22 protein-coding genes are annotated in these 20,040 nt (G+C 69.1%); 11 read left to right on the top strand and 11 right to left on the bottom strand.

What is annotated here, in order from left to right:
* Positions 1-35: 35 nt before the first annotated feature.
* Positions 36-656 (top strand): hypothetical protein, encoded by a 621-nt coding sequence (locus FVA80_RS15165; RefSeq protein WP_147906890.1) that lies wholly within the window; start codon positions 36-38, stop codon positions 654-656.
* A 680-nt stretch (positions 657-1,336) separates the two neighbouring features.
* Here FVA80_RS15165 and FVA80_RS15155 read toward each other — a convergent pair.
* A complete protein-coding gene (locus tag FVA80_RS15155; RefSeq protein WP_147906889.1) occupies positions 1,337-3,202 on the bottom strand; it encodes an ABC-F family ATP-binding cassette domain-containing protein in 1,866 nt (621 codons plus the stop codon).
* Between the two features lie 331 nt (positions 3,203-3,533).
* Between FVA80_RS15155 and FVA80_RS15150 the strand changes: the two genes are divergently transcribed.
* Entirely contained in the window at positions 3,534-4,589 is a 1,056-nt protein-coding gene (locus FVA80_RS15150; RefSeq protein WP_348644648.1) for an HD domain-containing phosphohydrolase, read from the top strand.
* A 9-nt stretch (positions 4,590-4,598) separates the two neighbouring features.
* On the opposite strand, the gene lpxC is transcribed toward FVA80_RS15150, so the two are convergent.
* Positions 4,599-5,510 carry a UDP-3-O-acyl-N-acetylglucosamine deacetylase gene (lpxC, locus tag FVA80_RS15145; RefSeq protein ID WP_147906887.1) on the bottom strand — a complete coding sequence of 304 codons (912 nt, stop codon included), beginning with the start codon at positions 5,508-5,510 and terminating at the stop codon, positions 4,599-4,601.
* Between the two features lie 246 nt (positions 5,511-5,756).
* On the opposite strand from lpxC, the gene FVA80_RS15140 reads away from it, so the two are divergent.
* The 5 genes from FVA80_RS15140 to FVA80_RS15120 all read left to right on the top strand — a co-directional run bounded on the left by FVA80_RS15140 (position 5,757) and on the right by FVA80_RS15120 (position 9,601).
* Positions 5,757-6,443, top strand: coding sequence for a Crp/Fnr family transcriptional regulator (locus FVA80_RS15140; RefSeq protein ID WP_147857045.1), 687 nt, complete (start codon positions 5,757-5,759; stop codon positions 6,441-6,443).
* A 4-nt stretch (positions 6,444-6,447) separates the two neighbouring features.
* The gene (locus tag FVA80_RS15135; protein WP_147906886.1) at positions 6,448-7,503 is read left to right on the top strand and encodes an ABC transporter ATP-binding protein; all 1,056 of its coding nucleotides are present in this window, start codon (positions 6,448-6,450) and stop codon (positions 7,501-7,503) included.
* A 52-nt stretch (positions 7,504-7,555) separates the two neighbouring features.
* Entirely contained in the window at positions 7,556-8,473 is a 918-nt protein-coding gene (locus FVA80_RS15130) for an ABC transporter permease subunit (protein WP_147906885.1), read from the top strand.
* Positions 8,470-9,243 carry an ABC transporter permease subunit gene (locus tag FVA80_RS15125; protein WP_147906884.1) on the top strand — a complete coding sequence of 258 codons (774 nt, stop codon included), beginning with the start codon at positions 8,470-8,472 and terminating at the stop codon, positions 9,241-9,243. Before FVA80_RS15130 ends, FVA80_RS15125 begins: the two co-directional genes overlap by 4 nt.
* A 133-nt stretch (positions 9,244-9,376) precedes the next feature.
* Positions 9,377-9,601, top strand: a complete 225-nt coding sequence (locus tag FVA80_RS15120) for a hypothetical protein (RefSeq protein WP_147906883.1) — start codon at positions 9,377-9,379, stop codon at positions 9,599-9,601.
* Positions 9,602-9,621: 20 nt separating this feature from the next.
* Here the strand turns inward: FVA80_RS15120 and ureG are convergent, their stop codons facing one another.
* The 7 genes from ureG to FVA80_RS15085 all read right to left on the bottom strand — a co-directional run bounded on the left by ureG (position 9,622) and on the right by FVA80_RS15085 (position 15,443).
* Positions 9,622-10,239, bottom strand: coding sequence for an urease accessory protein UreG (gene ureG, locus FVA80_RS15115; protein ID WP_147906882.1), 618 nt, complete (start codon positions 10,237-10,239; stop codon positions 9,622-9,624).
* A gap of 9 nt (positions 10,240-10,248) precedes the next feature.
* A complete protein-coding gene (locus FVA80_RS15110; RefSeq protein WP_147906959.1) occupies positions 10,249-10,938 on the bottom strand; it encodes an urease accessory UreF family protein in 690 nt (229 codons plus the stop codon).
* Positions 10,925-11,461, bottom strand: a complete 537-nt coding sequence (locus tag FVA80_RS15105; RefSeq protein WP_147906881.1) for an urease accessory protein UreE — start codon at positions 11,459-11,461, stop codon at positions 10,925-10,927. Before FVA80_RS15105 ends, FVA80_RS15110 begins: the two co-directional genes overlap by 14 nt.
* A gap of 34 nt (positions 11,462-11,495) precedes the next feature.
* Complete coding sequence (locus tag FVA80_RS15100) at positions 11,496-11,975, bottom strand: DUF29 domain-containing protein (protein ID WP_147906880.1); 480 nt, start codon at positions 11,973-11,975, stop codon at positions 11,496-11,498.
* A 33-nt stretch (positions 11,976-12,008) separates the two neighbouring features.
* Positions 12,009-13,736, bottom strand: coding sequence for an urease subunit alpha (ureC, locus tag FVA80_RS15095; RefSeq protein ID WP_147906958.1), 1,728 nt, complete (start codon positions 13,734-13,736; stop codon positions 12,009-12,011).
* Between the two features lie 2 nt (positions 13,737-13,738).
* Positions 13,739-14,359, bottom strand: coding sequence for an urease subunit gamma (locus FVA80_RS15090; RefSeq protein ID WP_147906879.1), 621 nt, complete (start codon positions 14,357-14,359; stop codon positions 13,739-13,741).
* A gap of 70 nt (positions 14,360-14,429) precedes the next feature.
* The gene (locus FVA80_RS15085; protein WP_147906878.1) at positions 14,430-15,443 is read right to left on the bottom strand and encodes a LysR family transcriptional regulator; all 1,014 of its coding nucleotides are present in this window, start codon (positions 15,441-15,443) and stop codon (positions 14,430-14,432) included.
* Positions 15,444-15,540: 97 nt separating this feature from the next.
* Between FVA80_RS15085 and FVA80_RS32195 the strand changes: the two genes are divergently transcribed.
* From FVA80_RS32195 to FVA80_RS15070, 3 genes are read left to right on the top strand one after another with little or no spacing between them, the layout of a single operon-like run.
* The gene (locus tag FVA80_RS32195) at positions 15,541-16,791 is read left to right on the top strand and encodes a GNAT family N-acetyltransferase (protein WP_147906877.1); all 1,251 of its coding nucleotides are present in this window, start codon (positions 15,541-15,543) and stop codon (positions 16,789-16,791) included.
* Entirely contained in the window at positions 16,788-17,399 is a 612-nt protein-coding gene (locus tag FVA80_RS15075; protein WP_147906876.1) for a cysteine hydrolase, read from the top strand. The genes FVA80_RS32195 and FVA80_RS15075 overlap by 4 nt, the downstream gene beginning before the upstream one ends.
* Positions 17,396-17,614, top strand: a complete 219-nt coding sequence (locus tag FVA80_RS15070) for a hypothetical protein (RefSeq protein WP_147906875.1) — start codon at positions 17,396-17,398, stop codon at positions 17,612-17,614. The genes FVA80_RS15075 and FVA80_RS15070 overlap by 4 nt, the downstream gene beginning before the upstream one ends.
* Before the next feature lie 4 nt (positions 17,615-17,618).
* Here the strand turns inward: FVA80_RS15070 and FVA80_RS30570 are convergent, their stop codons facing one another.
* Positions 17,619-17,792: a hypothetical protein gene (locus FVA80_RS30570; protein WP_187193693.1), complete on the bottom strand. Its 174-nt coding sequence runs from the start codon at positions 17,790-17,792 to the stop codon at positions 17,619-17,621.
* 445 nt (positions 17,793-18,237) lie between these two features.
* Positions 18,238-18,459, bottom strand: coding sequence for an HOOK family protein (locus tag FVA80_RS15065; protein WP_147855248.1), 222 nt, complete (start codon positions 18,457-18,459; stop codon positions 18,238-18,240).
* A gap of 351 nt (positions 18,460-18,810) precedes the next feature.
* Here FVA80_RS15065 and FVA80_RS15060 point away from each other — a divergent pair, with 351 nt between their 5' ends.
* Positions 18,811-20,010, top strand: a complete 1,200-nt coding sequence (locus FVA80_RS15060; RefSeq protein WP_147906874.1) for an efflux RND transporter periplasmic adaptor subunit — start codon at positions 18,811-18,813, stop codon at positions 20,008-20,010.
* The last annotated feature ends 30 nt before the right edge of the window (positions 20,011-20,040 follow it).

Below are 20,040 nucleotides of genomic sequence, written 5' to 3'. Positions count from 1 at the left end.
AACCGGTGTCCAGCTTAACACACGGAGTTCGTAAGATGTTCGCTGTCAGCCCCGTTGCGTCTGCCTCTGGCGCCGCGCTGAGGCCGCAGCTGGTCGATGAGCCGGAGCGGATTGCGTCCGTGATGGCAAACCAACTTGCGAAGCCGGTGGCGTTCGATCCGAGGACGACTTACGCGCTCACGGCCGACGCGGTCCTGTCGCTGGTCCGGGCACGCCAACCCGCTTCGGACGCCACCGTATCAACGGCCCAGCTTGCGCAATCTCCGAAGACGGATGGGCCGGAGAACGCGCCTCAGCCGCAGCGCACGGGCGATACGCGCGCGGCGGCGACGGTGCGCAGCGACGTCGATACCGGATCACAGCGTTCGGGTGATGCTGTCCCGATGGCGACCGCGCTGGATCGGTCGATCGCCGAGAGCAAGGCAGTCCGGCAAGCCGAAGATGCCGCGAAGTGGGATGCTTACATCTACAGTATCACGCATATCGATAGCAGCATCACGTCTGCAATCAGTTTTTATCTCATGTGCAACGACGTTCATTACCAGAGTTTCAAAGCCGAGCATCCCAGTGCGGATGTCCGTTGGATCAATGTCGACAACAAAAAGATCGTTTCGCTCTGGCCGAAGGTGACGGATCAGTGGTTTTCGCCACGCTGAAGCCGCTGTCCTGGGCGTGTGGCTGCGTGGTCGAACAGCTGCCGACGTTGCGTTCCGCCAACGATCCGGTTTCGGCCGTCTGACCTGAATCAGACCGCAGCGGTCCCCCATGGAACCGCCACGGTCATCGCAGCGACAGGTTGGTCCGTAGATGCGCCGCGAGCGGCTGGGTCAGCGCCATCGCGTGGCGTTCGTCGAGGCGGATCACTTAAGCATTTCCCGATCACGCTGCGATCGGGAACAACTCTAAGTCCTTGATCGAACGCGTTCGCTTACGCCGACCCGACCTGTACTCCGGCGGCAAGCGCTTTAGGCCGATCGTCGGCATGGGCGGCAATCCGGAACACGGTGCAGCAGCTTTTCGCCTGTATCGGCGACCCACGCGGGCGCGGCCTGCTTCAGGAGGCCGCGTGCTCCGCATCGCGCCACCGTTGACAGTGTCGGAGGCAAGGATTGATCGCGGCGCGAATATTTTGGAGCGTGCCCGCGAAGCTGCGGTCTGAAGCGCTCAGGAACGGGATCCCGAAGGGCAAGCCCTTTGGCGGGGTTCGGGGGCGGAGCCCCTGAGGCATCGGGCCAAGCACACCGCCAGGGCTCCGTACTGAACCCGCAAAAGATCGAAGCCCTTTTGAAACCGGAACTTTCGTGGTCGGCCTGGAAGACGTTGGGGAGCGAGGGGCTCACGCCGCCTCGATCTCCTCGCTGACCATCAGCCACTCCTCCTCGGCGGCGGCGAGGGCGTCCGCCGCGTCCGAGCGCATCTTGGCGATCTCTCCCGCCTTGGCCGCGTTCTCCCGGAAGGCCGTGCCGTCCTCGAGAGCGGCGTCGATCTTCTGGATCGCTGCCGTGAGCTTGGCCATCCGCGTCTCGATCCCTTCGAGCCGCTTGCGCAGCGGCGCGAGGGCCGCCCGGCGCTCCACCCCGGCGCGGCGCGCCTCGGCCTTCTGGCCGCCCGCGGGTTCGACCTCGCGTGTGTCTTCACGCTCCGGGCCGGACAGGACGAACCGGCGGTAATCATCCATGTCGCCGTCGAAGGTCTTCACGGTGCCGTCGGCCACCAGCCAGAGGCGATCCGCGCAGGCCTCGACCAGGAAGCGGTCGTGGCTCACCAGGATGACCGCGCCCTCGTAGTCGTTGATCGCCTCGACCAGGGCCTGGCGGCTCTCGATGTCGAGGTGGTTGGTCGGCTCGTCAAGGATCAGCAGGTGCGGACCGTGGAAGGCCGCGAGCCCCATCAACAGCCGCGCCTTCTCGCCGCCGGAGAGTTTTTCCACCGGCGTGTCGGCCTTGTTGGCGCCGAAGCCGAGCCGGGCGGTGGCCGAGCGCACCTTCGCCTCCGGCACATCCGGCATCAATGTCCGCACATGCGCGTAGGCGCTTTCGGCCGGGCGCAGCTCGTCGAGCTGGTGCTGCGCGAAATATGCCACCTCCATCTTGGACGACCGCCGCATCTCCCCGGCGATGGCCCCGAGCCGGCCGCCGATCAGCTTGCAGAAGGTCGACTTGCCGTTGCCGTTGGCGCCGAGCAGCGCCACGCGGTCGTCGGGCGCGAGGTTGAGGTCGAGGCCGCTGAGCACGACGCGGTCGCCGTAGCCGGCCTTGACCCGCTCCATGGAGACGATCGGGGGTGAGAGCGGCTTTTCCGGGCTCGGCAGGTGGATCACCGGCACGTCGTCCTCGATCAGGGCGGCGATCGGCTCCATCTTGGCCAGCCGCTTCACCCGGGATTGCGCCTGCCGGGCCTTGGTCGCCTTCGCCTTGAACCGGTCGATGAAGCTCTGCAGATGCGCGCGCTCGGCATCCTGCTTCACCTTGGCCTTGGCCAGCAGCATGCGCTTCTCGGAGAGCTGCTTGGCGAAGCTGGTGTATCCGCCGCGGTAGATCGTCAGCTTGCCGCGGTCGAGATGCAGGATGTGGTCGACGCTGGTGTCCAGCAGGTCGCGGTCGTGGCTGATGATGATCGCGGTGCGCGGATAGCGCTCCAGGTAGTCGTAGAGCCAGAGCGTGCCCTCGATGTCCAGATAGTTGGTCGGCTCGTCGAGGAGTAGCAGGTCGGGTTCCGAGAACAGGACGGCGGCGAGCGCCACGCGCATCCGCCAGCCGCCTGAGAAGTCCGCGCAGGGCCGCGCCTGGGCGGCCGCGTCGAAGCCGAGCCCGTGCAGGATCGCGGCGGCACGTGCCGGCGCCGAATGCGCGCCGATATCGACCAAGCGGGTTTCGATCTCGGCCCGGCGCAGGCCGTCGGCATGCTCGGCTTCCGCCATCAGTTGGGCCCGCTCGGTGTCGGCGGCCAGCACCACCGCGTGCAGCGTCTCCGGGCCGGCCGGCGCCTCCTGGGCGACCGCGCCGATGCGCATGCCCCTGGGCAGGGAAACCGATTTCGCGTCCACCGGCAGGTCGCCGAGGATCGCCTTGAACAGCGTGGTCTTGCCGGCGCCGTTGCGCCCGACGAGACCCACGCGCGCGCCCTCGGGAATCGAGAAGTTCGCGGAATCGAGGATCAGGCGATCGCCGATGCGGTAGGTGAGGTCATGGACGCGCAGCATGGCGGCGTTCTGGCGGTCTAGACGCGGGAGGGCAAGCGCCCTGACGGTGCCGCCGCGCCCCGGCGGCGCAGGCGAGCCGACGCAGGGCACCAGCGTCGATCGCCGTGAGCGATCGCGAAATCCGTAGAAGCCGCTTTAACGGAATCGCATGACTCTCCGATGATTGTGCGAAATCTCTTCGGTGACTGTGTAGCATCCGTCGTTCGAACCGATCAATGTATGTTTTTAGGCGGTAATACCGTCGCGGGCCCGGGGCCTGGCGTCGGATGCTGGTCGACCGGGGTGTGCGCCAGTTGGGCGCCGTGATGGGAGAGGTGTTTTGGGTCGCACCGTGATCCTGACTGATGATCTCGGCCGCGGCGAGCGCCTGGCGCGCAATCTGGGCGGCGGTCCGAGCCTTGTTCTCCACGATCTGTACGGCGATGCGGAGCCGCCCCGGGGGGCGGACCTGGTGATCAGCGATGTCAGCGCGCTGACCTCCGACGCCGTGCTTCGCCTGCGCCGGACGCTAGCCGTCGCGCGTGATAAGGCCACGCCGTTCCTCGCGCTGATCCACGGCAATCTCGGGCGCGGCGAGATCCAGGCGACCGCCCTCGGGGCCACGCGGATCCTCCCGGCCTCCGCGGCCAACGCCTTGCTGGCCACCGCCGTCGCGGCTTTGAGCTCGGCCGGACGCGGCCCCGATGACGGCGTCGCGCTGCGTCGCTGCGCCGACGAGGCGCGGTCCGCCTTCCGGGCGATCTTCCGGGCTGACACGACGCCTGCGGCTGCCATCGTCGATGCCGGCACCACCGTCATCGTCCGGGCGATCCGTGAGGCGAAGGTCCGCGACTGGCTGAACGTGGTGGCCGGTTTCGACGACGTGACCCATCGGCACTGCCTGACGGTCGCCGGCCTGGCCGCGGCCTTCGCGCAGAGCCTGGGCCTCAACGAAACGGATACACATCACCTGACCAAGGGCGCGCTGCTGCACGATATCGGCAAGGCGCGGATCCCCCTCTCGATCCTGAACAAGCCCGCCCCGCTCAATGCGGCGGAACGGCTGGAGATGGATCGGCATCCGGCCATTGGCTACGACATGCTGGCGGATGGCGGCTACGATGCCGGGACGCTGGCCGTGGTCCGCTCGCATCACGAATATCTCGACGGCTCCGGCTACCCGGACGGGCTTCGGGCGCAGGAGATCCCCGATCTCGTCCGCCTGATCACGATCTGCGATATCTTCGCGGCGTTGATCGAGGCCCGCCCCTACAAGGCGCCGAAGCCGATCCGGGAGGCCTACGAGATCCTGGGGACGTTGGGCCCCAAGCTCGATGCGGACCTGCTGCGCGCGTTCCGCCAGGTGGTGGTCGCGTGCGACCAGACGACCTTGCGCGCCTCGGCCTGAAGCGCGCCGTCAGACCAGCTCCCAGGCCGTGCGCTCGCGCATCAGTGCCCGGACCAGCGCGTGGTTCAACTCGTGGCCGGTGTGGAACGCCGAGACATGGCCCTCCACCGGGTGCCCCGCCAACATCAGGTCGCCGATCAGGTCCAGGATCCGGTGGCGCACCGGCTCCTCCGGAACGCGCATCCCGCCGATGACGCGCCCCCGCCAGAGGAGTGCCGCCGAGCGGGCCGAGACGCCCTGCAGGAAATCCTCGCCGACGGCGTAGCCGTAGGCGCGCCCTGCCATGGCGCGAACGTACCGGCCGAAGCTGCGCGCGGGCGCGATCTCCTGCACGAAGCGTTCCGGCGTGATGGCGCCGGACCAGTCGAGCGAGCCGAAATGGGCGAGCGAGACGTGGCCGGTGACGTGCAATCCCGGGCCCGGCCCGATCTGGATCAGGCGCCGTCCGTCTTCGACCGTGACCGTCCGGCGCATCCGCAGCACCCGGCAGGGGGCGGGCTGCTCGGTCCGGCCCACGTCCCGGATCGCCGCGCACCAGGGCGTCGCGCTCCCGTCGAAGATCGGCAGTTCGTCAGCGTCGATCTCGACCAGCACGTTGTCGATCCTGAGGGCGTGCAGGGAAGCCATCAGGTGCTCGATCGTACGCACGAGCACCCCGTCCCGCCGGATCGCCGAAGAGAGCGGCTGCGATTCCCGGAACTGCCACAGGGCCGGCACATCGACGGCCTCCCCCGTGTTCAGGTGGCGGCGGAAGACGATGCCATGTCCTGCAGGCGCCGGGCAGACGCGAACCGTCGCATGGCGGCCGGAATGCAAGCTGTGCCCGGAGCGCTCGAACGCATCGGTCAATGTCGCCTGCAGCCGGACGATCGGGCTGACCGGTCCGCCGAAGGAATGGGCGATGTCGAACGTCTGGTGCATTGCGAATCGTCTGGCGCCGAGGCGCGGGAAATTATCCCTCTCCACCGATTCCCGCTAATAAACTCCTGTTCAGCCAAGCGCGGCTTGACCGGCCCGCGCGTGACCGTCACCATCGATTTCGCCTCATCGCTGGCGCGCGGCTGGGTCGGCGCGCCGCTCCAAGATGCGGGCTGCTTCCGTCCCCACAGTTGCTGGTCGGCACCCGTCAGGACAGGGACGGAGGCTGGGGCCGAAGGGACAGGATCGATGGCGCGGTTGGGGACGATACCCTTCTTCAAGGATCCGGGCATCGAGCTCGGTCCGTTCGAGACCCGCTGCCACTGGCGCCGCTTCGACGAGAACGAGGTTCTGGTCGATTTCGACGACATCTCTACGGACGTCTACTTCATCGCCACGGGCGAGGTCCGCATCCTGAACCGGACCCAGTCCGGCAAGGAGGTGATCCTCGGCGAGATGCGCGGCGGGGCCTTCTTCGGCGAACTCGCCGCCATCGACGGGATCGGCCGCTCGGCCAACGTCACGGCGCTGACCCGCGGCGAGGTCTGCGTGGTGCCGGCCGCGGTGTTCCGCCAGATGGTGTTCGCCTCCGAGGCAATCGCCGACCGGCTGTTCCGGCTGCTGGCCAAGCGCGTGCGCGAACTCAACACCCGGCTGATGGAGCACGCGCTCCTGGACCTGAAGCACCGGCTCTACGCCGAGCTGCTGCGCCTCTCGGTCCCGCGGTCGGGCACCTCCGGCGAGCGGGTCGTGTCGCCGCCGCCCTACCACCACGTGCTGGCCGCCCGGATCGGCTGCCGCCGCGAGCAGGTCACCCGAGAGTTCACCGCGATGGCGGCCGAGGGCCTCGTCGACCGCACCCGCGGCGCCCTTGTGCTGCGACGGCCCGATCTCCTCGAAGCGCGCGTGGCCGAGGCGCTGCGCGAGGATTCCTGACGCTTTGGCCGACGCACCGGCGCTGCGCCTGCGGCTGGAGGATCTCACCAAGCGCTTCGGCAGCCACCTCGCCGTCGATACGGTGAACCTCGCGCTTGAGCCCGGGGAGTTCTTCTGCCTGCTCGGGCCGTCCGGATGCGGGAAGAGCACCCTCCTGCGCATGATCGCGGGCTTCGAGATCCCGAGTTCCGGCCATGTCCGCCTCGGCGAGCAGGACCTCACGGCGCTGCCTCCGCACCGGCGGCCGGTGAACATGATGTTCCAGTCCTACGCGCTGTTCCCGCACATGAGCGTGGCCGGCAATGTCGGCTACGGACTGAAGGGGCTAGGCCGGGCCGCCGCCACGGCTCGCGTCACGGAGCTGCTGCGTCTCGTGCGCCTCGACGGCTTCGGGGATCGCCGCCCGGATACGCTGTCGGGCGGGCAGCGCCAGCGAATTGCGCTCGCCCGGGCGCTCGCCCGCGAGCCGAAGCTGCTGCTCCTGGACGAGCCCCTCGGCGCCCTCGACCGGGGCCTGCGCGAGGAGACCCAGGCCGAGCTGCGCGCCGTGCAGCGCCGCCTCGGCACCGCCTTCGTGGTGGTGACCCACGATCCCGAGGAAGCGATGATGCTCTCCGACCGCGTGGGCGTCATGGAGCATGGCCGGCTCGCCCAGGTCGGGACCCCGGCCGAGTTGTACCGCCGCCCGGCCAGCCGCTTCGTGGCGGGCCTGCTCGGCGACGTGAATCTCATCCCCGGCCGGCTGGGACCCGCCGAGCCCGGCGACACCCGCACGGTGGAGACCGCCCACGGGCCGGTCCGCGCCGCCGCGACCTTGCTGCCCGAGGGCGCCTCGGTCGTCATAGCGGTGCGCCCGGAAGACCTCATCCTCGGCGCCGAGGGCCTACCGGTGACGATCGCCGACGCGCTCTTTCTCGGCGACCGCCTGCGGCGCACCCTGCGCCTCCCCGATGGCACCCTGCTTCGGTCGAGCGGCAGGCCGGGTGGGCACACCGAAACCCTGGGCGCCGACACCCGCGCGGGGTTCGCCCCCCGCGACGCGGTGATCCTGCCGGCATGATCCGCGCTGCGACGAACCGGGCCCGCACGGCCGCGACCCGGGAGCGGCGGCCTTGAGGGTGAAGGGGTCCGGAAAGCGTCTGTTCGATCGGCTCGTGCGCCTGCCGCCGCTGCTGTGGCTGTCGGCGTTCTTCCTGCTGCCCGTCGCCATCACCCTCAAGATCAGCCTGTCGGAGCCGGCCACCGCGATCCCGCCCTACCTGCCGGTCTTCGATTGGCAGGGCGGTATCGAAGGCTGGTCGTCCTTCCTCGAAGCCCTGAACCTCGACAATTACGCCACGCTCGCCGCCGACACGCTGTACCGCGATGCCGCCCTCGGCTCGCTCACCTACGCCGCGGCGTCCAGCCTGATCCTCGTCGCCCTCGGCACGCCGCTCGCCTACGCGCTGGCCCGGGCGCCCGCGCGCTGGCAGCCCCTCCTCGTCGCCCTGGTGGTGGTGCCGTTCTGGACGAGTTTTTTGATCCGGATCTACGCCTGGATCGCGATCCTCAAGCCCGAGGGGCTGCTGAACCTGATCCTGCTTCGCCTCGGCCTGATCTCCGAGCCGCTGATCATCCTGAACACCGATGCCGCCATTCTGATTGGTCTCGTCTACGCCTACCTGCCGTTCATGGTGCTGCCGCTCTACGCGGTGATGAATCGGCTCGATCCCGCGCTGCGCGAGGCGGCGGCGGACCTCGGCGCGTCGCCGGCCCGGGTGTTCTGGTCGGTGACGCTGCCGCTCAGCCTGCCGGGGATCGCGGCCGGGGCCGGGCTCTGCTTCATCCCGATGGTCGGCGAGTTCGTAATTCCGGATCTCCTGGGCGGCTCGGAGACCCTGATGCTCGGTCGGGTGCTGTGGAGCGAGTTCTTCTCGAACCGCGACTGGCCGCTCGCGTCGGCCGTGGCGGTGCTGATCCTCGCCATCGTCATCGTTCCCGTGGTGCTGTTCCGCGACAGCCTGCGCACCGGCGGGGAGGGCCGTCCGTGACCTGGGTGACCCGCACGGCGCTGACGATCGGGCTCATGTTCCTGTACGCGCCGATCCTGGTGCTGATCGCCTACTCGTTCAACGCCTCGAACCTGGTGACGGTCTGGGGTGGATTCTCGATGCGCTGGTACGGCGCGCTCCTGGCGGATGCGCCGCTGATGGCGGCGGCGTGGGTCTCCCTTCGGGTCGCGCTGCTCACGAGCGTGATCGCGACCATCTTGGGGACCCTCGCGGCCTTGGCCCTCGAACGCCACGGCCGCTTCCGCGGGCGGGCGCTGTTCACCGGTCTGATCTTCGGGCCGATGGTGATGCCGGAGGTGATGATCGGCCTGTCGCTCCTGCTGATGTTCATCGGCATCGGCGTCGACCGGGGCATCGCCACCATCGTGATCGCGCACGCGACCTTCTGCACCGGCTTCGTCGCCGTCGTGGTGGCGGCGCGGTTGCGCGGCCTCGACCGTGGGCTCGAAGAGGCGGCTGCCGATCTCGGCGCGAGTCCGTCGCGGGTGTTCCTCACGATCACGCTGCCGCTGCTCGCGCCCGCCGTGCTGGCCGGCGCGTTGCTCGCCTTCACGCTCTCGCTCGACGACCTCGTGATCGCGAGCTTCGTGTCGGGCCCGGGCTCGACCACGCTGCCGATGCGGCTGTACGGCCAGGTCCGGCTGGGGGTGAATCCCGAGATCAACGCCGCCTCGACGCTCCTCGTCGTACTGGTCAGCACGTTCGTCCTGCTGGCCTCCTGGCTGACCGTGAGACGTACGCGTGCCTGAGCGCCGGGTCATCCCGCGCCGGACCGACCCAGGCACGCGCGACGTGCGCCCGCGCACGCAGGCGCGCGACCGTGAACCGTACGATCTTAGGGAGTTGGCCGCTGATGCGGCCGTTCCCCAAGGGACTACCGTCATGATCCGTGCGCTGACAACGATCTCCCTGGCCGCTGTCCTCCTGGCACCGGCGGCGCAGGCCCGACCGATCCGCGCGCAGGTGCAGCCGTCGGCCAGCCCCGCCGTCAAGGCGCGCCAAGCTGCGCTGAAGGATTTCGACGCCCGGATGAGCCGCCTCGATTCCCTGATGGGCCTGTCGCCCCGGGCGGCCCCACGCTCGCGCTCGGCGGAGGCCGGGCGCTAGTACGCGCAACGTCGAAAGGGCTAACGGCCGAGGCCGCCGGCCTCCTCGATGAAGCGCGCGACGGCATCCGCCCCATCGCCACCGCGCAGGGATGCGAACACGTAGGGGCGGGCGCCGCGCATCCGCTTCGTGTCGGCCTCCATTACCGACAGGTCGGCGCCGACCAGCGGCGCGAGATCGGTCTTGTTGACGATCAGCAGGTCCGACCGGGTGATGCCGGGACCGCCCTTGCGGGGAATCTTCTCCCCGCCGGCCACGTCGATCACGTAGAGCGTGATGTCGGCGAGTTCCGGTGAGAACGTCGCCGCGAGGTTGTCGCCGCCGGATTCGATCAGCACCAGGTCGAGCTTCGGGAAGCGCCGACTCATCTCGGCGACCGCGGCGAGGTTGATCGAGGCATCCTCGCGGATCGCCGTATGCGGGCAGCCGCCGGTCTCGACGCCCAGGATCCGCTCCTCCGGCAGCGCCCCGGCCACGGTCAGGATCCGGGCATCCTCCTTTGTGTAGATGTCGTTGGTGATCGCGCAGATCTCGTAGCGGTCGCGGAAGCGCTTGCAGAGCTGCTCCATCAGGGCGGTCTTGCCGGAGCCCACGGGGCCGCCGATGCCGACGCGGAGCGGGCCGTTCGAGGAGGTCATGCTGCGTCCTCAGGATCGGAAGATGCGGGAATACTGGGTCTCGTGCCGGAACGAGCCGAGATCGAGCCGGATGGTGGCAGACCCGATCGCGTCGAGATCCGCGTCGTGCGCCGCCTCCGCGAGCCGGACCAGGAGGGGCGCGAGCGCCGCGACCACCCGCGTGCCGGCGGCCTGACCGACCGGGGCCGCACGCAAGGCCGCCGACACGAGGTTCTGGACGAAGGCGAGGGCGTAGGCCGCGAGCATCGGCGGCAGCGCCATGCCGTGCGCCCCCGCGGCCGCGCCGACCGCGACGGGATAGGCGACCGGTCCCGGAAGACGTCCGGCCAGCGCCGAGAGCCGTTCGCAGGACCAGGCGCCCAAAGTCGCGTCGAGGAAGCTGCGACCCTGCTGGCTCGTCTCCAGGTGCAACTCGCGCGACGGTGCCAGGGCCAGAGCGAGATCGTTGATCGCGACGATCCCGTCCGGTTCGGCGGCGCCGGCCGCCCGTTGGGCGTGGGCCGCGAGGATCAGGTCGTTGCGCAGGGCGCCGTACGCACACACGTCCGCGAGCCACGCGGCGAGGCTCGGCTCGTCATGCACGTCGCCGGTCTCGGCGGCCCATTCCAGGCCGTGCGAATACGCGTAGGCCCCGACCGGATAGCCGGGCGACAGCCACGCCATCAGCCGGAGCGCCTCCAGCGTCTCAGCCATCGGCATGGTGGTGATGGTGCGGGCCGTGCCCATCGCCGTGCGCACCCCCATGGTCGTGCGCTTGCCCATGACCGTGCGCATGGCTGTGCGCTTGCCCACCGGAATAGGCTCCTCCCTCCGGCCGGAACGGGCGCTCCACGGGTTCGGCGGTCCCGCCGAGCCCCCGGATCATGTCGGCGAGCACATGATCGTCGGCGATCCACACGGCGTCGGCCCCGATCTCGGCCGGGATATGCCGGTTGCCGATGTGCCAGATCAGCCGCCTCAGGGCGTGCTCGCTGGCGGCGCGGATCTCCAGCAGGCACTCGGGCGCGGCCTCGACCCAGATCAGGCGGCCATCCTCGAGCACGAGGGCATCGCCGTCGTCCAGCACGACCGCCTCCGGCAGGTCGAGCAGAAACCGCATGCCCCCCTCTCCCCGCATGCCGACGCGGCGGCGATGGCGCGCGCCGGAATCGAGGACCACGCGATCGACGATCTCGCCCCCGGACAGGTGCTCGCGGCGGAGGATTCGGGTGGCGCGGATCATTCTTGGGACGGTCTCTCGTTTGATCTCGGCGCCGTCATACGACATCGTCTTCAGGGATGCCCGGATAGAAGGAGAGATCGAGTATCTGCTCGACCGAGTACGGGCAGATCTTCGGAAACGTCTTCTCCGGCAGGCGCGTTTCGCTGGACGCGCCAAGCGTGGCGATGCGATAAGCGCTCTGCATCACACGCTCGGGCCAGGATCGCAGGCTCGGACTCGTATCCACCAGACCGTCGATCCGGATCCTTTGCCCCACGATGGTGGTGCGCCAACCGTATTTCCGCTTTTCCGGCTGAAACTCCCATTTCAGCAGGTGGAGAAGAAGCACGGCGAGACGGCTGCGGATCTCGGATTTCTGCGACCCGCCCAAGCTCTCGATCTCCTCGGCAAGGTTCAGCCTATCGATCTCCGACACTCGACCGGCCCGAAGCAGCGCCGACTGCTGCTCGGTCCAGAGACAGAGATCGGTTTCATAGAGATCCGATTCGGGCGTCTTCAGCGCGGCCTTCGCCATGTCCGGCCTCCTGTTCGTTCGCGCCACGATAGCTCAGAACAGGAAGTAGCGCTGCGCCATCGGCAGCACCTCGGCGGGCTCGCAGACCAGGAGTTCGCCGTCGGCCCGCACGTCGTAGGTCTCGGGATCGACCTCGATCATTGGCGTGGCATCGTTGAGCACCATGCTCTTCTTGGAGATGCCGCCGCGGACGTTCTCCACGGCGACCAGCTGCTTCTGCACCCCGAGCCGCTCCCGCAAGCCATCCTCCACCGCCGCCCGGGACACGAAGGTCAGCGCGGTCGCGTAGGGCACCCGGCCGTAGGCCCCGAACATCGGGCGGTAATGCACCGGCTGGGGCGTCGGGATCGAGGCGTTCGGGTCGCCCATCGGGGCGGCCGCGATGCTGCCGCCCTTCAGCACGAGATCGGGTTTCACGCCGAAGAAGGCGGGTGTCCACAGCACGAGGTCGGCGAGCTTGCCGGGCTCCACCGAGCCGATATGCTTCGAGACGCCGTGCGCGATCGCCGGGTTGATCGTATATTTCGCGACGTAGCGCCGCGCGCGTAAGTTATCGGTGCCGGAGGCGTCCCCCGCGAGTGCGCCGCGCTGGCGCTTCATCTTGTCGGCGGTCTGCCAGGTGCGGATCACGACCTCGCCGACCCGGCCCATGGCCTGGCTGTCCGACGACATCATCGAGAGCGCGCCGATATCGTGCAGGATGTCCTCGGCCGCGATCGTCTCGCGCCGGATCCGGCTCTCGGCGAAGGCGAGGTCCTCCGGGATCGACGGGTCGAGGTGGTGGCAGACCATGAGCATGTCGAGATGCTCGTCGATGGTGTTGCGGGTGTAGGGCCGCGTCGGGTTGGTCGAGGACGGCAGCACGTTGGGCAGCCCCGCGACCTTGATGATGTCGGGCGCGTGTCCCCCGCCCGCCCCCTCGGTGTGGAAGGCGTGGATCGTGCGGCCCTTGAACGCCGCGATCGTGTCCTCCACGAAGCCCGACTCGTTGAGCGTGTCGGTGTGGATCATGACCTGGATGTCGTGGGCGTCCGCCACCGATAGGCAGGTGTCGATTGCCGCCGGGGTCGTGCCCCAATCCTCATGGAGCTTCAGCGCGCAGGCCCCCGCCCGGACCATCTCGACGAGGCTCTCCGGCCGCGAGGCGTTGCCCTTGCCCGCGAACGCCAGGTTCATCGGGAAGCTGTCGGCCGCCTCGATCATCCGGGCGATGTGCCAGGGCCCCGGCGTGCAGGTGGTGGCGAAGGTCCCGTGCGCCGGCCCGGTACCCCCGCCCAGCATCGTGGTCACCCCCGAGCACAGGGCCTCTTCGATCTGCTGCGGGCAGATGAAGTGGATGTGGCTGTCGAACCCGCCGGCCGTGAGGATCTTGCCCTCGCCGGCGATCACCTCCGTGCCGGGCCCGACGATGATGTCGATGCCGGGCTGCACGTCGGGGTTGCCGGCCTTGCCGAGCTTGAAGATACGGCCGCGCACGATGCCGACATCGCATTTCACGATGCCCCAATGGTCCAGCACAACCGCGTTGGTGATCACCGTATCGACGGCGCCCGCCGCGTTGGTGAACTGGCTCTGGCCCATCCCGTCGCGGATCACCTTACCGCCGCCGAACTTCACCTCCTCGCCGTAGGTGGTGAAATCGCGCTCGACCGTGATCTCGAGGGACGTATCGGCCAGCCGGATGCGGTCGCCCGTGGTCGGGCCGAACATGTCGGCGTAGGCGGCCCGGGGGAGGGCGGCGGGTTTGGGCATGTTGGCCATGGTCACAGCTTGCCCATCACGTCCCCCCGGAAGCCGTACACGGTGCGACCGCCCGAGAGCGGCACCAGCACGACCTCCCGGGTGGAGCCCGGCTCGAACCGCACCGCCGTGCCGGGCGCGATGTCGAGGCGCCGGCCGCGGGCTTTCTCGCGCTCGAAAACGAGGCCGGGGTTCACCTCGAAGAAATGGTAGTGCGAGCCGACCTGGATCGGCCGGTCGCCGATGTTGGCCACCGCGATCACCGCGCGGTCGGCCCCTGCGTTGAAGACGATCTCGCCGGGCAACGTGGTGACCTGGCCGGGCACGTCGGCCGAGAGCGCCCCGCGGATCGGGTGATGCACCGTCACGAGCTTCGTCCCATCCGGGAAGGTCGCCTCGACCTGGATGTCGGGGATCATCTCCGCGATGCCGGGCATCACTTGGTCCACCGTCAGAACGTTCGCCCCCGCCTGCATCAGCTCGGCCACCGTGCGCCCGTCGCGCGCGCCCTCGACCACGAAGTCGGTGATCAGCGCCACGGCCTCCGGGTGGTTCAGCTTGACGCCGCGCGCCTGGCGGTTGCGCGCCACCTGCGCCGCCATGGCGATCAGCAGCTTGTCCTTTTCGCGGGGCGTCAGCAGCACGTGAGAACCTCGTCGTTGCGGCCATGCGAGCAAGAAACATGCGCGCCGCGGGGTCAAGGCTCGGCGCGTCTCACTCCGTCATCGCGGTGAAACCCGCGAACAGGTCGGGCAGCGGCTCGCCCCGGATCCGGCTCGGAAGGTCGCGCGGATGGATGAACTCGTCCCGGAACCACGGGTAGCGGCCCGGATCGAAGGAGTTGCGCAACCAGTCGATGACGCGGCGGACGCGACCGATCCGCTCCGCATCGGGGTGGTAGGTCAACCATATGTCGAGACCGTAGCGGCCGAGATTGTCCACCGGGACGACCTGGGCCCCGATGGCGGTGGCGTAGGTCGGCAACAGGCCGATCCCCGCGCCTTTCGCGATCGCCCAGTAATAGGCGCTGCTGACGTTGATCTTCAGCGTCACGGGAATCTCGGCGGGAAATCCCTCTAGGCCTTTCGCATAGTCTTCGAGGCCTATCGTCTGGCTCGCGGCCTGGACCACGATCCGGTGCCGCGCGAGATCCGCCGGCTTCTCCGGCAATCCGTAGATCTGCTCGTAGCTGCGCGCGGCGTAGGGCATGATGTGCATGCGCCCGAGCTTGACCATGCGCAGGTCGGGGCTCGTCGGCCGCGTGAGCTGGATCGAGACGTCCGCCTCCAGCCGCAGCACGTCGGCGGATTCCATGGCGCAGCGCAAATCGACGGTCAGGCGCGGATTGGCGCGCTGAAACTCCACTAGCCGTGGTGCCAGCCAGAACGCGCCGAGGCCTTCCGTGACCGCGATGCGCACCTCGCCGGTCTCGGCGAACGGGGCCGCGTCGCCCGCGAGCATCAGCCCGAACGCCGCCGTCTCCATGCGGCTCGCGGCCTCCAGGATCGCTCGCCCCTCGGCGGTCAACCGCACCCCGTCGATGTGCCGGGTGATCAGCGGTGCGCCGATCCGCGCTTCGAGGTCACTGACCCGCCGCCGGATCGAATTGATCGAGAGCCCGAGGCTGGCCGCCGCCGAACGGAAGCTGCCGCACCGATGCAGGGTGAGGAACACCCGGACACTCTGCCAATCGGGCATCGAGCCGTGGTCGACCTCGACCCGTTCCATCCGCGGAACACCCCTGTTTCAAATCATGCACATACAGCGACTGCGCTAGATGCGAAGTGCTGCAGCGTCAATCCGTTCCCGAATGACAGGTCATCCGATGACGGTGCACGTCGCTCACCCCCGTTTCGCGGCACAGAACCCGCCGCCACTGAGCATTCCGCCGCTGCTCCCGGAGCCGCGCCATGACCTCGGCGCGATGCGGGTCGAGCGGGTCGCCCGGCACCTCGTCGCCTTCCTGCCGACGCCGGACGACCTCGGACGGCTCATCGAGGCGGCGCGGGTGGACCTGCCCGACCTGGCACCGCTCGCCACGGTGCAGCGGGTGCTGTCGATCAATCCCGACAGCGTCGTCGCGATCGCCCAGCGACACCGGTTCGACGCCGCCGACCCACGCGGCGAGGGCTTCGTGGCCTGCCTGATGCTGAACGGCGCCGGCCTCGCGGCCTTGAAGGCGGGAACGTTCGATGCAGCCGAACCGCCCTCCGCCATGCTGGTCGGGCAGCATGAGCGTCCGGCCGCGATCTACGTCTGGGCCGTGTATGCGCGTCGTCGGCTCGCCGGCGGCGTCGGCCTCGTGTTCGACCTCCTGTCGAGCCCCCTGTACCAGGGCGTCGATTTCTACGCCCGCGCGGCGACGCCCGAGGGCGCCGACCTGCTCACCACCCTGGGCTTCGCCAGGGGCGGGGGAGCGAACGGACACCTCCATCATTTCGCGCGCACGCCGGTCCCAGAGATCTCGCCGCCCTACGACACCCACAGGCCCGGCCTCAGCGGCGTTAGCGTCGCCGTAGCGCGCAGCTTCGAGGATCTCGCCCGGGTCGTCGCCCTGCGGGCCGCCGTCTACATGGCCGAGCAGGCCTGCCCGTACGAGGAGGAGTTCGACGGCAACGACCTCTCGGCCACCCACCTGATCGGCTATGTCGGCGACGAGCCGGCCGGCTGCCTGCGCATCCGCTTCTTCGCCGACTTCGCCAAGATCGAGCGGCTGGCCGTCCGGGCGGAATACCACAACACTCGCATGGCCTTCGCGCTGGTCCGGGCCGGGATCGAGCTGGCCCGGGTCAAGGGGTATCGCCGGCTCTACGGCCACGCACAGAAGCGCCTCGTCGGATTCTGGAGCCGGTTCGGCTTCCGGGTCTTCGAGGGCGCGCAGGAACTCGTGTTCTCGGATTTCGACTATGTCGAGATGCTGCTGGAGGCGGAGCCGCACCCGGAGGCGATCGGGATCGGCGTCGATCCCTACGTGATCATCCGCCCCGAGGGCCGGTGGCACAAGGCGGGCGCGCTGGACCGGTCGCGCGCCAGGGCGGTGACGCGGCCCTCCGTCGACGGGCCGGTGTCGCAATGACCCGCCACGTGAATCCGGCGCTGTACCGGCGGCCGAGCAGCGTGCCTGTGCTGGTCCTGGTCGACATGCAGCAGGAATACGAGGTCGCCGGCCGCCCGCTGGCCCTTCCGGGCATCGCCCCGGCGCTGGAGAAGTGCCGGCTGGCCCTCGATCATGCCCGGGACAGCGGCATCCCGATCGCCTACGTGCGCTGGATCGGGGCTCCCCTATTCCAGGCCGGCTCGCGGTTCGCCCGCTGGATCGAGGGGTTCGAGCCTCACGGGTGCGACATGGTCTTCGACCGGGACCGGCCGTCCTGCTACGCCAGCCCGGCCTTCGCCGACGCGATGGAGCGCGGCGGCGTGCAATTGGTGATCGCGGGTTTCGCCGGCGAGGCCGCCTGTCTCGCCACGGCGATCGATGGCTTCCATCGCGGGCAGGAGGTGACGTTCCTGTCCGACGCCTCGGCCAGCCACGATCTCGAAGGCATCGCGGCCCACGATGTGCACCGCTCGATCAGCGCGGTGATGCGCGCCTTCGCGGATGTCATGGACACGCAAGCCTGGGTCGCGGCATCCGCGCCGTTCAGGCCCGTATCAACCCCACTGAATCCCTCGGCACGCCAATGACCGGTTCCGATCCCCACGAACGCGCCGCACCGCAGAGCCCCAAGAACTACGACGCCATCGATCGCCGGCTCGGGCAACATGCGGTGGGTCTGGTTCAGGCCGCCCGCGAAAGCGGAGACGCGGCATTGATCGCGCAGGCCGAGGCCATGGCCATGGCGGTGGGGTTCGCCCTCGCGTCCCGCCTGCCGGCTCACCCGGAGGCCGGTGAGGCCTGACGGGTCAGACGACCGTGTCGTCGCCGTCGATGAGGCGCATGGCGCGCAGCCGTGCGGTGCGCTCGTCACGCGATCGAAGGTCGGCCCGGATGGCAGCCCAGAGCGCCGCCGCCTCGGCCATGCGCTCAAGCTCGACCGCTGCGTCGGTCTCGGTCTCGCGCTGATCGAACGCGTCCATGTCGTGGCATCCCGCGCCTTGAGGTGCGGTCCGGTAACAGCACAAACCTTCCGCGGTCCAGCCTCAAATACAGGCACCGCCTGTACAACCGGCGCAGTTCGTCACGGCCGACAGGTTTTACGGACGGCTGAGCTGTCGCCAGGCACATCGCGAGGCCGCCGGATCTGAGACTTCCACGCCCGCACGGCGGATTGCATGGGTTGGACGACACGTCGAACCGCCGAATGCTTTGTCGGCTCCAGGCAGGGGGCGGTTCGACGGACGTCGTCGAACCTCAGCGCGTCCCGGCGGATCGGGCCACCGCCGCTATGAGCGGGTCGCGATCGACCGGTTGCCGGCCGGGACGCCAGCTTCGCCACATCCTGGAAACACAACGGACACGCAAAGGTGCCACCTGTCCGGCCAGCGCGGCCTCGTGCCTTCGGCACGACGGACCGGACCTTGCTCAGACCTTCGTCAGCGTGGCGATGATGGAATCGACGACGTCGATCTGGTGCTGCACGTCCACAAGCCGCGGACCTGCGGCCGCGCCGTCGCCGAGCACGAAGGTGCCCTTCTGCCGGCGCGCGTCGCGCAGCTTGCGTACGGATGCGGCGATGGTCTGCCGCTCCTCGATCAGCGCCGCCCGCAACTCGGTCAGGCCATCCAATTCCAGCGTCTCGGCCATGCGGCGTCCCGGTCTCCTGGCTTCGCGATCCGGCCGGCGGGCATTCCAGCGCGTCGTCGAACCGGCTTTCTGGCTCATCTGCGGGGCTGTTGTCACGGGCGCAATCGGTCCGGGACGGACACGACGAGCGCCGCCTCGCCCTAATGTCGCCGTGACGATTGTATGCTAGGGAATGCAATATTCTTTCGAGGCGCATCGCGGAGTTTCGCGGCGGCGTCGCGGGATCGCCGCGGGCTTCGCGGCCCGATCACGCAAGGCCCAATCCGGCATGTCGCGCGATGATGACAGCCATCGCGGCACGACCCGATCGGACGAGGCTGTCGCGTTACACGGCGGAGGGGGCTGCGGCCGATGACAGGTGAGCGGAAGCCGCGGCGGTCCCGCGGTTTGGTGACGACGATCGTGGCCGTGGCGGTGCTGGGCGGCGGGGCCTACGGGTACGTGCGCACGACCCAGCGGCCCGTCGCCAAGGCGAAGGCGGCCGCCCCGATCGCCGTTCCGGTGACGGCCGGGATGGTCGAGCAGGGTCCGTTCGCGCTGGTGCTGAACGGCCTGGGCACGGTCCAGGCCTACAACACCGTTCAGGTGCGCACCCGGGTCGACGGCGAGATCAATCAGGTCGCGTTCCGCGAGGGCCAGAATGTCCACAAGGGCGACATCCTGGTCCAGATCGACCCGCGCCCCTACCAGGCGACCCTGGACCAGGCGAAGGCCAAGAAGGACCAGGACACCGCCAACCTCAACAACGCCAAGGCGGACCTCGTCCGCTACACGGGACTGGGCGCCTACGCGTCGCGCCAGCAGACCGAGACGCAGACCGCCCTGGTCGCCCAGCTGACCGCGCAGGTCGCCTCCGATCAGGCCTCCATCGACAACGCCACCACGCAGCTCGGCTACGCGACGATCCGGGCGCCAATCGACGGCGTGACGGGGTTCCGACAGGTCGATATCGGCAACATCGTCAACGCCGCGGGACAGTCGGCGATCGTCACCATCACCCAGGTCGAGCCGATCTTCGTGGTGTTCACGGCGCCCGAGGACCAGTTGCCCGCGATCGTGGCAGCCCTGCGCGCCGGCGAGGTGCCGGTGGAGGCGCGGACCACGGACGGGCTGACCAAGCTGGCGGACGGCAAGCTCGCCTTGTTCAACAACCAGGTCGACACCGCGACCGGCACGATCCGCCTGAAGGCCGTGTTCCAGAACCAGAACCACGCCCTCTGGCCCGGCCTGTCGGTCTCGACCCGGATGCGGGTCGGCACGGTGGCGGCCGCTACGACGGTACCGGACGATGCCGTCCAGCACGGCCCGGACGGCCTGTTCGCCTTCGTGATCGACGAATCCAACCACGCGCATCAGCGCACGCTGAAGGCGGGGCGCTCCGATTCCGGCCGGACGCAGGTTCTGGGCGGTGACATCAAGCCGGGCGAGCGGGTGATCACCGCCGGGCAGTACAAGGTGCAGGACGGCAGCCTCGTGGCCGATCCCCACGCGGCCCACACCGCGCAGGCGGAGACGGGCGCCGCAATCCGGTCGGCCGAGGCCAAGCCGTGATCGGGTCCGGGTCGGACGGGGCGACGGCGA

The sequence above is a fragment of the Methylobacterium sp. WL1 genome (assembly GCF_008000895.1).
Lineage (GTDB): Bacteria > Pseudomonadota > Alphaproteobacteria > Rhizobiales > Beijerinckiaceae > Methylobacterium.
Note: the sequence above shows the minus strand (reverse complement) of the source record. Positions and strands in the feature narration are given on the sequence as shown.

Coding starts and splice junctions, on each gene's coding strand:
- ureC (WP_147906958.1), bottom strand. CDS start 13,736: ATGGCCAACATGCCCAAACCCGCCGCCCTCCCCCGGGCCGCCTACGCC.
- FVA80_RS32195 (WP_147906877.1), top strand. CDS start 15,541: ATGACGGTGCACGTCGCTCACCCCCGTTTCGCGGCACAGAACCCGCCG.
- ureG (WP_147906882.1), bottom strand. CDS start 10,239: ATGACCTCCTCGAACGGCCCGCTCCGCGTCGGCATCGGCGGCCCCGTG.
- FVA80_RS15070 (WP_147906875.1), top strand. CDS start 17,396: ATGACCGGTTCCGATCCCCACGAACGCGCCGCACCGCAGAGCCCCAAG.
- FVA80_RS15120 (WP_147906883.1), top strand. CDS start 9,377: ATGATCCGTGCGCTGACAACGATCTCCCTGGCCGCTGTCCTCCTGGCA.
- FVA80_RS15110 (WP_147906959.1), bottom strand. CDS start 10,938: ATGCCGATGGCTGAGACGCTGGAGGCGCTCCGGCTGATGGCGTGGCTG.
- FVA80_RS15155 (WP_147906889.1), bottom strand. CDS start 3,202: ATGCTGCGCGTCCATGACCTCACCTACCGCATCGGCGATCGCCTGATC.
- FVA80_RS15085 (WP_147906878.1), bottom strand. CDS start 15,443: ATGGAACGGGTCGAGGTCGACCACGGCTCGATGCCCGATTGGCAGAGT.
- FVA80_RS15065 (WP_147855248.1), bottom strand. CDS start 18,459: ATGGCCGAGACGCTGGAATTGGATGGCCTGACCGAGTTGCGGGCGGCG.
- FVA80_RS15140 (WP_147857045.1), top strand. CDS start 5,757: ATGGCGCGGTTGGGGACGATACCCTTCTTCAAGGATCCGGGCATCGAG.
- FVA80_RS15075 (WP_147906876.1), top strand. CDS start 16,788: ATGACCCGCCACGTGAATCCGGCGCTGTACCGGCGGCCGAGCAGCGTG.
- FVA80_RS15105 (WP_147906881.1), bottom strand. CDS start 11,461: ATGATCCGCGCCACCCGAATCCTCCGCCGCGAGCACCTGTCCGGGGGC.
- lpxC (WP_147906887.1), bottom strand. CDS start 5,510: ATGCACCAGACGTTCGACATCGCCCATTCCTTCGGCGGACCGGTCAGC.
- FVA80_RS15100 (WP_147906880.1), bottom strand. CDS start 11,975: ATGGCGAAGGCCGCGCTGAAGACGCCCGAATCGGATCTCTATGAAACC.
- FVA80_RS15060 (WP_147906874.1), top strand. CDS start 18,811: ATGACAGGTGAGCGGAAGCCGCGGCGGTCCCGCGGTTTGGTGACGACG.
- FVA80_RS30570 (WP_187193693.1), bottom strand. CDS start 17,792: ATGGACGCGTTCGATCAGCGCGAGACCGAGACCGACGCAGCGGTCGAG.
- FVA80_RS15165 (WP_147906890.1), top strand. CDS start 36: ATGTTCGCTGTCAGCCCCGTTGCGTCTGCCTCTGGCGCCGCGCTGAGG.